Raw genomic sequence first — 11,875 nt, 5'->3', positions numbered from 1 at the left:
CCTCATGGTGCTTCACCAACCGGCGGAACGGCGAGCGGCCCGCTGAAGTGAGCGGGGTCGTCAATGTCGTTGTACTCCAGGAGCAGCTTCCAGAGCAGGGGCGTCCCGAAGGCCTCAACCGAAAGACGCCCCAACTCAGCCGGCGGCACCTCAGGAAGGAGCTCGCCGCCGTCGGGCATTGCTGCGTCCCTGTCCGTGCTGCCATCGCCCGTGACAGCCAGCGTGTCCACGGGCGGGGCCGTCAGATCCACGGCTGGGAGTCGCTGGGCGAGCTCGTAATTCTCCCCGCCTTCTTCGTCGGCTGACTGGCCCACGCGCACGAAGACCATCCGCATCCAGGACCTGAGCGGTGAACCGTCCGGGGCGAAGCGGTCAAAGCGCTCCGCCACTTCGGTCACGACTCCGGGCACATTCCAGGCGCGGCCCCACACAAACCGGACCGACGGCGGTCTCCGCTGGCGCTGAACCTCCGCGCTGTTCTCCGCGAGGGCCCAGATGGGCCTGGTCATTTGCCGCACGTCCTGCACATGGAGCGACGCCGGCGCGAGGTCGACGTCGAAGAGCAGGTCCAGCCTCAGCTCGGTGTGGCCGCCTCCCGTAAAAAGCAGAGGGTCATCGGCCAGTCCGCTGCCGCTAAGCTTGCCGCCCGCACTTCTCCGGGGCTCCACTCCGGCCGAGCGCTGCATCACCACCGTTTCCGGGTTGAGGAGGCAGCCAAGGTGTTCCCCGGTGTCCTCGATCAGGAAGGCGACACGTTCCATGTCAGACCGCCAAGTGTTCGTCGGTGAGGCGGGCTTGGCGGGCGATTGCCTGGGTTAGCGGAGCGGTTGCCGGCCTTGATTCGTTGGCGCTTGGAATGGGCCGCGGGGCGAGGTCCGGCCAGGCTCCCTTGAGTGCTGGCGCAGGGGTATGGGTGTGTTGTGGGGCCTGCTTTGCGTTCCGTTCTTGGTTTGAAGCAGATATATCGGGCCTGGCGACGGGAGGTGTCTGCGAGTGGTTCGTGTTTAGGGGCAGCGTGGGGGTGTTTTGTGGGGCCTGCTCTGCGTTCCATTCTTTGTTTGAAGGGCGCATATCGGGCCCCGCGACGGGGGGTGTCTTCGATGGATTAGTGTGTTGGCGCCGCGTGGGGGTGTGTTGTGGGGCCTGTTGTGCGTCCCGTTCTTGGTTTGAAGCACGCATATCGGGCCCCGCAACGGGGGGTGTCTTCGATGGGTTAGTGTGTTGGCGCAGCGTGGGGGTGTGTTGTGGGGCCTGTTGTGCGTCCCGTTCTTGGTTTGACTCGTGCATATCGGGCCCCTCAACAGGGGGTGTCTTCGATGGATTCGTGTGCAGGCGCAGCGTGGGGGTGTGTTGTGGGGCCTGCTCTGCCTCCCGTTCTTGGTTTGAAGGGCGCATGTCGGGCCCCGCAACGGGCGGCGTCTCCGAGCGATGAGTGCGAAGCCCCAACATAGGGATGTCTTGTGGGGTCTGCTCTGCGTCCCGTTCTTGGTTTGAAGGGCGTATATCGGGCCCCGCAACGGGCGGCGTCTCCGAGCGATGAGGGCGAAGTCGCAGCGTGGGGGTGTGTTGTGCGGCCTGCTTTGCGCGCCAAGAGCGTCCCCAAGCACGCAGGGTGGGCCTCGCAACGGGAGGGGTGTTGGTCGGCGCGGAGGGAGGGACCAACCCGGCGTCGCGCAGTAACTGGACCCAATGCTCCGGTGCGCCTTCCACGTTCAGGCCGCGCACCGGCGTCGAACTTTCCCACGAAGAAGGCTCCGAAACGCCCGCGTCCTCGGCCGAAGGCCCCAACGCGCCGACACTCAAAACGCCACCCCCAGAAACACCCGCAGCCGGAGAATCCACACCCGGAGAACCCGGGTCCCGGCCCGACCCACGATCCAGCCACGCAGCCACTGCCCGCAACCGGTGCGCAGCCGCCCGCCGCCAGGAAAACCCAGGCTCAGGCGACGGGAGCGCGGGCATCGTCGAGCTCCAGGCGGTCGTATGCGATGCTGAGGGATTCGATGGCGAGGTCCTTGCCCAGTGCGTCAAGGGGTGCGCCGAACCAGTCGCATGGCCAGGCCCCCAGGAGGTTCCAGCGGCGGACTTCCACGGAGCCGGCATCGTTGAGCATGGCGATGGAGACGTTCCGGCGTTCCACCTTTCCGTCCACGGCTTTGAAGAGCCACTGCAGCATCTCGGTGGAGTCCGTGAGCCCGTACTTCAATGTCACCGGGGTGTACTCCACTTGCCCGGGGATGACGCGGACTGTGCTGTTTTCGCCGCCTGAGCGGTAGAGGATCCGGTCGATTTTCAGGCCGAGGCCCTCCACTTTGGTGAAGTGGCCCTGAACTACGCCTTGGATCACGAGCTTGAAGTTGTAGGCCCTGTACGGGTCCACCACGTTGCCCGGTTGGGCGGCAGGTGTTGGGGTTGTCATGTCAGGCTCCTGCGCTCTCTGTCTCGCTGGTGTTGTCCGCCGACTGCATGAGCTTGAAGATCACAAACTCGGCCGGTTTCACGGGCGCGATCCCGATCAGCGTGACCACTTGCCCGGCATCGCGGACCTCTGGAGGGTTGGTTTCTTCGTCGCACTTCACGAAAAATGCCTGTTGAGGAGTAGTTCCGAGCAGGGCGCCGTCCCGCCACACGTTGGTCAGAAACGCCCCGATATCGCGCCGGATCGACTTCCACAGCGTGTGATCATTGGGCTCAAACACCACCCAGCGAGTCCCGTCAGCCACCGATTCCTTGATCATGTTGGTCAGGCGACGCACATTCACGTACCGGTATTCGCTCGCTTCCGGAGCCTTGGTCCTGGCACCCCAAATCCGGATGCCCTCGCCCGGGAAGTATCGGATACAGTTCACACCCGCCGGGTTCAGGACCTCCTGCTCCCCCCGGCTCACGCGCCGCACAAGATCGATCGCGCCTTGGATGGGCTCGTTGGCTGGCGCCTTGTGGACACCGCGGGTGGCGTCAACGCGCGCCCAAACGCCTGCAATATGGCCCGACGGCGGCTGCGTCACCTTTTTCCCGGACACGGGATCGATCATCACGATCCACGGGAAATACAGGGCCGTATAGCCGCCGGGGGATTGCGGGGCGCCGAGGTCCTGCTGGCTTGCTTCGATGGCTGACCCCTCCCGGCTGCCTGCGGCGGCGGGTCGCGGTGAGTCGGGCCAGTCGGGGGAATCTGAGGAAGCCGAGGAGGAGGACGACGGCGTGCTGTCGTTGGCTTCTGTGCCTGCAGGTTGTTCAGACGTGTCTTCGGCTTCGCTGGCTTCAGCTTCGTCGGTGTCGCCCGAGCCGGCGTCGCCCGAGCCGCCACCACCCGAGCTGCCACCGCCTGAGCCGGCGTCGCCACCCGGCCCCTCATCCGCCGTCGACCGTTCGTCTGCCGTGCCCGAATCCCGCGCACCTACCGGAACGCCGGACGTCGCGGCCCTGGTGAGCGCCCCGACGTCGTCAACTTTTTCCACTGTGTCCATGATGGCCATGCGGTCCTGGCGGAGCGGGTGCTCCACATGCGCCGCCAGTGCCGCATAGGATTCAGCGTCCGCGAAGCCCGGCGCAGCCACCATGGAGATGTCGTCCACGGCCTCGAAAAGCGTGAGGCCTGTGGGCTTGGTGGCTGTGCCCGTGAGGCTGCCGTTGGCCCCAATGTTCACCACATAACAACGGCTTCCTCCGTTTGAGAAGAAGCCGTAAACAGCGTTGGAGAGCGGTGTGCCCGCTGTCGCGTTGCCGACATATTGGTCAACGAACTGGGTCCAGTTGTCCAGCACACGGAGTTCATCCACCAAGGCGTCCTGGTCCGGGGCTACGCCTACGAACGCTGCGATGCTGGTGTTGACCTGCCCGATTGCGCGTGCGCCGCTGGGCACTTCCTGAACATAGACGCCTGGCGCCTGGTAGTTCACCATGGTGCGCTCCCTTTCCTGCCCGCGGTGTCCGCGGATTTACTCCCACCGGATGATGACCGGCAGGCTGCTGGTGCTGGCCGAGACTTCCTTTTCGGTGCCGCTTACTGCCACGGCAAAGTGCTGGAGTTCATCCGCCGAGGCCAGGACCTCGAAGTGGCCGGTCGCATCGCTGACGACTGCCGTGGCGGAAGAATGGGCATGGATGTAGGCGTCGGGGATGCCTTTGTTGTGGACGTCAACGAGCCGTCCGTGGATTCGGCGGGCAACGCCAGTCTTGGCAATGAGCGGTTCAAGGACGGGCGGTCCGGAAGGCTCTTCGAAGCGCAGCGCCACGGGGATTCGGACCAGGAACCCGAGCCCTTGCCGGATGGCGCCTGAGTACTCTTCGGGACGGAATTCGCCGGTGGATACTACCGAGTATTGGCTGTGGCGTTCCACGGCCAGGAGCAGTTGCTCCATATTGTCCAGTTGTTCGGGGCCGTGGCATTCCACTGCCACCCGGAGTTCGAGATCCAGAACCGGGCCATCGCGACGGGACCTTCCCACGCGGTTGAGCGTCACTGCGTGGACGGTGACGGGAGCGTCAGGGGTGGAAACGACGGCGTCGGGGGAACCGTCGTCGAACCTTACGCGCTGCGGAGTGACGGCGTCGGAAAGTACCCCCAGAAGGTCGGTCAACGACGAACGCACATAGCCCACGGCAGAACCCAGAACTCGAAAGGTGACCAGAATTGCAACTGGGACTAGGTTACTCCCGCTGTTGCGTGTAGTCACTGGGGAAACAGGAGTAACTCCATTCGATTGAAGCTGACGCAACTGAGTCGCAGCAGATGCCCTTTTGAGCGCCCAAAAGGGCACCTGCTGCTACTTACTTGGGTGACGGGTGGTGGCAGCTTGCCGGACAGCGTCCCGCCACCACGCCACTGTTGCTGCGGCAGCTTCCGGGAGGGGCGTCGGTTCGAGGCCCAGGAGACGCTGGCTTTGGGAGGAATCCATCACGAACGGCCGCTCGAATTGGTACAGCATCTCGGCAAGCTCCCGCATATCGGTCGAAAAGAGACCCGCCGTCCTCAACACCCACCCGGGAACGGCACTCACCTTCGGAACAGAAACGCCGGCAGCATCAGCGAACGCCGCAGCAAGTTCGCCTTGGGTCAGGGCTGGGCCGGTGGGAGCATGGAGCACGGTGTTCCAGAGCCTTGGATTCCGGGCCGCCGCGATCATGGACGCCGCGAGGTCCGGGACGTACGTGAACGAGTGCGGTTGCCGAGCGTTGCCAATCACCTGGACGGTTTTTCCCTCCGTGACAAGCGGAACCATCCGCTCGCCGGCGTGGGCCATCCTCACCCGTGGGCCGAAGAAGTCACCGGCCACGACGCTGACTGTGTTGGCTTTGTGCGCAGTGCGGGCCCTTAGCAGTTGCGTACGGACCCCGCGCTTGCCGCCTGAGGCTTCCCGAGGACCCGCTTCAGTCATCACGCTGTCCGGCTCGCTATAGGAATAGAGGCTCTCTGGAAATACGACGACGGCGCCCGCGTCTGCCGCTGCATCCATCACCACTTGTTCGGCTTGCGGTAGCTCGGCCGCCCACGCTGCGGCCCGGTATGCCGATCCGTGGATGCAATGGAAGACCGCGGCCGCGCCCTTGATTGCTTGGCCTATTTGCTTGGGATCGGAGGCGTCGACGCGCATCCGTTCAATGAGGGGATGGTCCGGGCCGCTGCCGGAGCGGGTCAGAGTGCGAACGTCTTCCCCCTGCTCAGCGAGCTGTTCGGCTACGGTCCAACCAACGGGTCCTGCTCCGGTGACGACGTACATGCTGATCTCTTTCCTCGAAGTTCAATCTAATGAGAGAGCACTGCTCTCTGAATTCAGAATGAACCTCAGTAACGCCAAAGTCAAGAGCAGTGCTCTCATTTGTTGATGGTGCTCTCTCTTGTGGCAAGCTGGTTCCATGTCCTCCATAGCGCCCGGCGCCGAAGCTGCCCCGAAAGCCAAGCCCCCGACTCCCCGCGAGCGTGCACGTGCTCAAACCATCGCCGATATTGTCCGCCTCGGCCGGGAGCACCTCGCGGTCCACGGTGCGGCGGGGCTGTCGCTGCGGGCTGTTGCCCGGGACCTTGGCGTCGTTTCTTCGGCCGTTTATCGCTACGTGGAAAGCCGGGACGAACTCCTCACGCTCTTGCTCATCGACGGCTACAACGAGCTCGGCGACGAAGTGGATGCAGCCGTAGCGGCTGTTCCCGAGGATGATTTCGCAGGCCGGTTCCGCGCCTTGGGCAAGGCTGTTCGTGCGTGGGCGCTCAAGGAACCAGCCAGCTATGCCCTGCTTTTCGGCAGCCCGGTTCCCGGCTATCAGGCACCAGGTGAGCGAACCACGGTTCCCGGAACACGTGTCATCTATCGCCTCGTGGGCATCTTTGAGGCAGCTCATCGCGCAGGCGCCCTGGAGGCGGAAGTGAATCCCGCCGTCGTCATCCCACCAGGCCTGGCAGAAGACATGCGGAACATCCGGACTGAACTTGGGGTCACGGTGCCCGAGTCTGCGCTCGCTCGGGGCGTGCTGGCGTGGACGTCCGTCTTCGGGGCTGTGAGCTTTGAAGTGTTCGGCCAGTATGGGCCGGATACGTTCGCCGCGCGCGACGAACTTTTCGAGCACCAACTGCTGGTCCTCCAGGGCATGGCGGGCCTGTGACCATCGGACCAGCGACCAGGAGCAGACGGTAAAGTATCAAGATGGTTCGAGGGCTTGCTGACATCGGCGCGGAGGGCATTTTGCTCGCCGGTGCCGGGCGCGCCATCCTCCTTCAGATCGCTGACCCGAGGGTGGGGCACGGCGTCGCGGACCATAGCGACTTTGCCCAGCGGCCGCAGGATCGTTTGCGGGCCACCCTGACATACGTTTATGCGATTGTTTACGGTTCAGACGAGCAAGTTGCTGCGGTTCGCCGCGCCGTCAACCGCGCCCACGCACCGGTGCGCCGGAACCCGGACGATGCGACAAAGGGCTACAACGCTTTCGACCCCGGTTCACAGCTTTGGGTTGTCGCCACCCTGTACGACACCGCCGTCACCGTTTATGAACAAGTGCATGGACCGCTCGACGACGATACCGCCGAGCGCATGTACCGCGACTATGCACGCATTGGGACGGCATTACAGCTTCCCGCTAACATGTGGCCGCCGGACCGTGCAGCCTTCGCAGGGTATTGGTCTTCGCACGTGGACATGCTTAGGCCTGATGATAAAGCCCGCAAGATAGCCAGGGACTTGCTGTATCCGGCAGGTGGTCCTGCACTCATGCGCCTGGCCATGCCACTTGCCCGCTTCCTGACCGCCGGCCTGCTTCCGGACCACCTGCGCGAGGGCTTCGGCTTGGAGTGGACTCCCCGCGATGACCGCCGCTTCGAGCGGACCATGCGGTGGCTCGGACGCGTCTATCCCCGGATCCCGCGGCGGATCCGCCACTGGCCCAAGGACTACTACCTCAGCCACCTGGAAACCACCCCGTCCAAGTCGAGGGGCAGGGCAGGGAATGCGTAATTCGACCTCGGTGGAGCAAGCCATCGACGACCTCGCGCACCGCTATCTGCAGCGTACGCATGCAGACATGCAGCACGTCCATGGTGGCCGACTCCGCATGCGCCTTACCGAGTTCGTGGTGTTCGGACTGAAACAGGCATGGGCCTGCGTCTTCGGTGCAGCCCTGCTCGCGGTGATCATCGCGGCCCGCCTCTGGTACCCGGACGACGCCCACCTGGCGCGGAATGACTTCCTGACAATCGCCGCCGTCGTGATTCAGATCCTGATGATCAGTTTCAAGCTTGAAACGCTGCGCGAGTTGCGGGTGATCCTGCTGTTCCATGCGGTGGGAACAGTAATGGAGCTGTTCAAGACAGACGTGGGCTCGTGGTCTTACGAGGCCGAGGGCTTCCTCCGGATCGGTGCTGTTCCATTGTTCAGCGGCTTCATGTACGCGGCTGTGGGCTCGTACATGGTTCGTGTGTTCCGGCTCTTTGACCTCCACTTCGACCACTACCCATGGCGGTGGATCACGGCTCTTGTGGCTGCCGGGATCTACGTCAATTTCTTCTCGCACCACTACATCTTCGACGCGCGCTGGGTGCTGCTTGCCGCCGTCGTGCTTGTCTACGGGCGGTGTGTGATGCACTTCCGCGTGTTCCGTAAGCGCTTCCGGATGCCGATCCTGGTGTCCTTCCTTTTGGTGGCGCTGTTCATTTGGTTCGCCGAGAACATCGGCACGTGGTCCCACGCGTGGCTCTACCCCAACCAGCTGAATGGCTGGCAGGCGGTCTCGATCGATAAGCTCCTCGCCTGGTTCCTGCTGATGATCATTTCCGTGGTGCTCGTGGCGTGGGTGTACAAACCTGAGCCGCCACCCTTGGGCCCTGCCGACACCCAAGCCCCTGCCGACACCCAAATCCCTGACGACACCCAAATTCGCGGGGGACGCCCGGATATACGTGTCGCCCGCCCGCCGGAGTGACGTCGGGCCGTTTGCGTGGCATCACGCTTCGCCGCGGGCGGCCTTGAGCGCCGCGCGCCTGGCTTGGAGTAAAGGCTCGACGTCGGGAATCCGCCTGAGGTCCATGGCTTGCGTATCGCTACGGTTGCCCCGCGCATCGATGACGATTCCATAGCTGCCTGCAGCTCCCGCCGCGAACCAGTAGTCGGTTCCGTTCCAGAGGGTGAAATCCGCAGGAGCGCCGTCCACCATGGCGCTCAGGTGCTCGGTAGTGTGTGCCGCGAAGGTCGCGGATTGACTCTGCAACTCCTCCAGCGACTTCGGCGGCCCGGCGATGGCCTGCCACCGGTTTCGCACCACCTCCAAGGGATCACGCGTAGTTGTGATCACTTCCAATAGCGGGCCAGTGGCTGGATTCGCAGGAAACGCGTTCCCGTGCACTACGCCACCCTCACTGGCGTCCATTTGCCATGAACCCAGCATCAAGGGTCCGCCCCAATCCTCAAGCCGGAACAGGGGGAGGCGCTCGGCAGCATGCCGGACCCTCTCCTCCAGCTCGTCGTTCATAGCCCAGAACGCATCCGGCGGCATGAATCCAGCGAAGTCCATCGCGTAAGTCTGCCAGTTCACGCTGGGCGAAACCAGCCCTCAGAACCGCTTGATTCCGGGGCAAATTTGGGCCCGAAAGACAAAGTTGAGCGTACCTCACTCAACTTTGGATTGACATTGAAACGAGGCTGAGTACAGTTGAGTGCAGAACGCTCAACTAGCCGATTGTTGAGTGGGCTCCCGATAACCCAACCGCCCAACGGACCGGTGCCGGGGGCAATCTCCAACATCGGCCATTGAAAGGAAACAAGATATGTCACGTGCAGTAGGTATCGACCTCGGAACCACTAACTCCGTGGTCTCTGTCCTTGAAGGTGGCGAGCCCACCGTCATTGCGAACGCAGAAGGCGGCCGCACCACGCCGTCGGTCGTTGCGTTCTCGAAGTCCGGCGAGGTCCTGGTTGGTGAAATCGCAAAGCGCCAGGCCGTCAACAACATCGATCGCACCATCGCTTCCGTCAAGCGCCACATGGGCACCGACTGGTCCGTCGCCATCGATGACAAGAAGTACACGCCGCAGGAAATCTCCGCGCGTATCCTCATGAAGCTCAAGAACGACGCCGAGAGCTACCTGGGCGAAAAGGTCACCGACGCCGTGATCACCGTTCCGGCATACTTCAACGACGCCGAGCGCCAGTCCACCAAGGAAGCCGGCGAAATCGCAGGCCTCAACGTCCTCCGCATCGTCAACGAGCCCACCGCGGCTGCACTGGCCTACGGTCTGGACAAGGGCAAGGAAGACGAACTCATCCTGGTCTTCGACCTCGGTGGCGGTACCTTCGATGTCTCCCTCCTCGAGGTTGGCAAGGACGAAGACAACTTCTCCACCATCCAGGTCCGCGCAACCGCAGGCGACAACCGCCTCGGTGGCGACGATTGGGACAACCGCGTCGTCGAGTGGCTGCTGAACCAGCTCAAGATCAAGGGCATCGATCTCTCCAAGGACAAGATCGCCCTCCAGCGTCTCCGCGAAGCTGCAGAGCAGGCCAAGAAGGAACTGTCCTCCTCCACCAGCACCAACATCTCCCTCCAGTACCTGTCCGTCACCCCTGACGGCCCGGTCCACCTGGACGAGCAGCTGACCCGTGCAAAGTTCCAGGACCTCACCAAGGACCTGCTGGACCGCACCAAGAAGCCGTTCCACGACGTCATCGCTGAAGCCGGCATCAAGGTTTCCGACATCGACCACATCGTCCTCGTGGGTGGTTCCACCCGTATGCCCGCTGTCTCCGAGCTCGTCAAGGAACTCGCTGGCGGCAAGGAGCCCAACAAGGGCGTCAACCCGGACGAAGTTGTGGCCGTCGGTGCAGCACTGCAGGCCGGTGTCCTGAAGGGTGAGCGCAAGGACGTCCTCCTTATCGACGTCACGCCCCTGTCCCTCGGCATCGAAACCAAGGGTGGCGTCATGACGCACCTCATCGAGCGCAACACGGCTATCCCCACCAAGCGTTCCGAGACCTTCACCACCGCAGACGACAACCAGCCGTCCGTGGCCATCCAGGTCTTCCAGGGCGAGCGTGAATTCACCCGCGACAACAAGCCGCTGGGCACGTTCGAACTGACCGGCATCGCTCCGGCACCGCGTGGCGTCCCGCAGGTCGAGGTCACCTTCGACATCGACGCCAACGGCATCGTCCACGTGTCCGCCAAGGACAAGGGCACCGGCAAGGAACAGTCCATGACCATCACCGGTGGCACGGCACTGTCCAAGGAAGACATCGACCGCATGGTCCGTGAAGCCGAGGAGCACGCCGCAGAGGACAAGGCCCGCCGCGAAGCTACGGACACCCGTAACTCCGCCGAGCAGCTCGCCTACTCCGTGGACAAGCTGATCGCCGACAACGACGACAAGCTGCCCGAAGAGGTCAAGACCGAGGTCAAGGCCGACGTCGACGCCCTCAAGTCCGCGCTGGAAGGCACCGACGACGCCGCCGTCAAGACTGCGTTCGAGAAGCTGCAGGCTTCCCAGACCAAGCTCGGCGAAGCCATCTACTCGCAGGCAGCCGCAGCTGACGCTCCGGGCGCCGGCGCTGAAGGTGCTCCGGCCGGCGAGAAGACTGCAGCCGACGAAGACATCGTCGACGCTGAAATCATCGACGAAGACGAAGCGAAGAAGTAGCCATGCCCCACCACGGCAACGAAGCAGAGCACTCTGAAGGAAACGGCGACGAGCGCGAAGGCGCCCGTCAGCAGAAACCGGTGATTCGGGACAACCGCAAGGTTGACCCGGAGACCGGGGCTGCCCGCCACCCCGAAGGCGAAGCTGCTGCTCCCACCGAAGGCAACGCTGCCCCCACGGAAGGTGACGCCCTGTCCCAGGCTGAGGAAATCCTCAACGGGGTAGAGGTCCCTGCCGAGGAGTCGGTAGCCTCCGGCGCCGCGGCTGAAGCCCAGGCAGCGGAGCTCCGCAACGACCTCCTTCGCCTTCAGGCTGAATACGTCAACTACCGCAAGCGCGTCGAACGCGACCGCGCCGTAGCAGGGGAAATGGCCGTCATTGGCGTCCTGAACTCCCTGCTCCCGGTGCTGGACGACGTCGACGCCGCACGCCAGCACGGTGACCTCGAAGACGGCCCCTTCGCCGCCATCGCCACCAAACTGGAAAACGCGCTGAAGACGTACGGACTGGAACGCATCGCGGAAACGGGTGTCGAATTCGATCCCACCATCCACGAGGCACTCATCCAGCAGCCCGGCGAGGACATCGACGTGGACACGGTCAGCCAGGTGCTGCGCTCGGGATACCGCTCAGGTGAGCGGGTCCTGCGTGCGGCCCAGGTCATCGTCGCGGTTCCGGCGTAGTCTCACCTTGTCGCTCCACCGGATATGGGGCGGTGCCCGCTCCGCGGTGCCCTCCACACCGCCGCCCCATATC

At 63.7% G+C, this 11,875-nt stretch carries 11 protein-coding genes; 5 read left to right on the top strand and 6 right to left on the bottom strand.

Annotated elements, in window-relative coordinates; all coding sequences use genetic code 11:
• Positions 1–2: 2 nt before the first annotated feature.
• The 5 genes from J2Y41_RS11545 to J2Y41_RS11525 all read right to left on the bottom strand — a co-directional run bounded on the left by J2Y41_RS11545 (position 3) and on the right by J2Y41_RS11525 (position 5,723).
• Positions 3–761: a hypothetical protein gene (locus tag J2Y41_RS11545; RefSeq protein ID WP_309928538.1), complete on the bottom strand. Its 759-nt coding sequence runs from the start codon at positions 759–761 to the stop codon at positions 3–5.
• 1,178 nt (positions 762–1,939) lie between these two features.
• Positions 1,940–2,419, bottom strand: a complete 480-nt coding sequence (locus J2Y41_RS11540; RefSeq protein WP_159708998.1) for a phage tail protein — start codon at positions 2,417–2,419, stop codon at positions 1,940–1,942.
• 1 nt (position 2,420) lies between these two features.
• A complete protein-coding gene (locus tag J2Y41_RS11535; RefSeq protein WP_309928536.1) occupies positions 2,421–3,905 on the bottom strand; it encodes a phage tail sheath subtilisin-like domain-containing protein in 1,485 nt (494 codons plus the stop codon).
• 36 nt (positions 3,906–3,941) lie between these two features.
• Complete coding sequence (locus J2Y41_RS11530; RefSeq protein ID WP_309928535.1) at positions 3,942–4,583, bottom strand: hypothetical protein; 642 nt, start codon at positions 4,581–4,583, stop codon at positions 3,942–3,944.
• 186 nt (positions 4,584–4,769) lie between these two features.
• Positions 4,770–5,723 carry an NAD-dependent epimerase/dehydratase family protein gene (locus J2Y41_RS11525; RefSeq protein ID WP_309928534.1) on the bottom strand — a complete coding sequence of 318 codons (954 nt, stop codon included), beginning with the start codon at positions 5,721–5,723 and terminating at the stop codon, positions 4,770–4,772.
• A 136-nt stretch (positions 5,724–5,859) separates the two neighbouring features.
• Between J2Y41_RS11525 and J2Y41_RS11520 the strand changes: the two genes are divergently transcribed.
• The 3 genes from J2Y41_RS11520 to J2Y41_RS11510 are packed head-to-tail and all read left to right on the top strand — an operon-like array spanning position 5,860 to position 8,412.
• The gene (locus J2Y41_RS11520; protein ID WP_309928532.1) at positions 5,860–6,600 is read left to right on the top strand and encodes a WHG domain-containing protein; all 741 of its coding nucleotides are present in this window, start codon (positions 5,860–5,862) and stop codon (positions 6,598–6,600) included.
• A gap of 41 nt (positions 6,601–6,641) precedes the next feature.
• Complete coding sequence (locus tag J2Y41_RS11515; RefSeq protein WP_224089180.1) at positions 6,642–7,448, top strand: oxygenase MpaB family protein; 807 nt, start codon at positions 6,642–6,644, stop codon at positions 7,446–7,448.
• Entirely contained in the window at positions 7,441–8,412 is a 972-nt protein-coding gene (locus tag J2Y41_RS11510) for a DUF817 domain-containing protein (RefSeq protein ID WP_309928531.1), read from the top strand. Before J2Y41_RS11515 ends, J2Y41_RS11510 begins: the two co-directional genes overlap by 8 nt.
• A 21-nt stretch (positions 8,413–8,433) precedes the next feature.
• Here J2Y41_RS11510 and J2Y41_RS11505 read toward each other — a convergent pair whose 3' ends face one another.
• On the bottom strand, positions 8,434–9,000 hold the full coding sequence (locus tag J2Y41_RS11505; protein WP_309928530.1) for a hypothetical protein: 567 nt from the start codon (positions 8,998–9,000) through the stop codon (positions 8,434–8,436).
• A gap of 253 nt (positions 9,001–9,253) precedes the next feature.
• On the opposite strand from J2Y41_RS11505, the gene dnaK reads away from it, so the two are divergent.
• Positions 9,254–11,119, top strand: a complete 1,866-nt coding sequence (gene dnaK, locus J2Y41_RS11500; protein ID WP_216926739.1) for a molecular chaperone DnaK — start codon at positions 9,254–9,256, stop codon at positions 11,117–11,119.
• A 2-nt stretch (positions 11,120–11,121) separates the two neighbouring features.
• Positions 11,122–11,802: a nucleotide exchange factor GrpE gene (locus tag J2Y41_RS11495; protein WP_309928529.1), complete on the top strand. Its 681-nt coding sequence runs from the start codon at positions 11,122–11,124 to the stop codon at positions 11,800–11,802.
• The last annotated feature ends 73 nt before the right edge of the window (positions 11,803–11,875 follow it).

It is taken from the genome of Arthrobacter sp. 1088, from assembly GCF_031455315.1.
GTDB lineage: Bacteria > Actinomycetota > Actinomycetes > Actinomycetales > Micrococcaceae > Arthrobacter.
The sequence above is the reverse complement of the archived record's forward strand: the minus strand, read 5'-3'. Positions and strand labels throughout refer to the sequence as shown.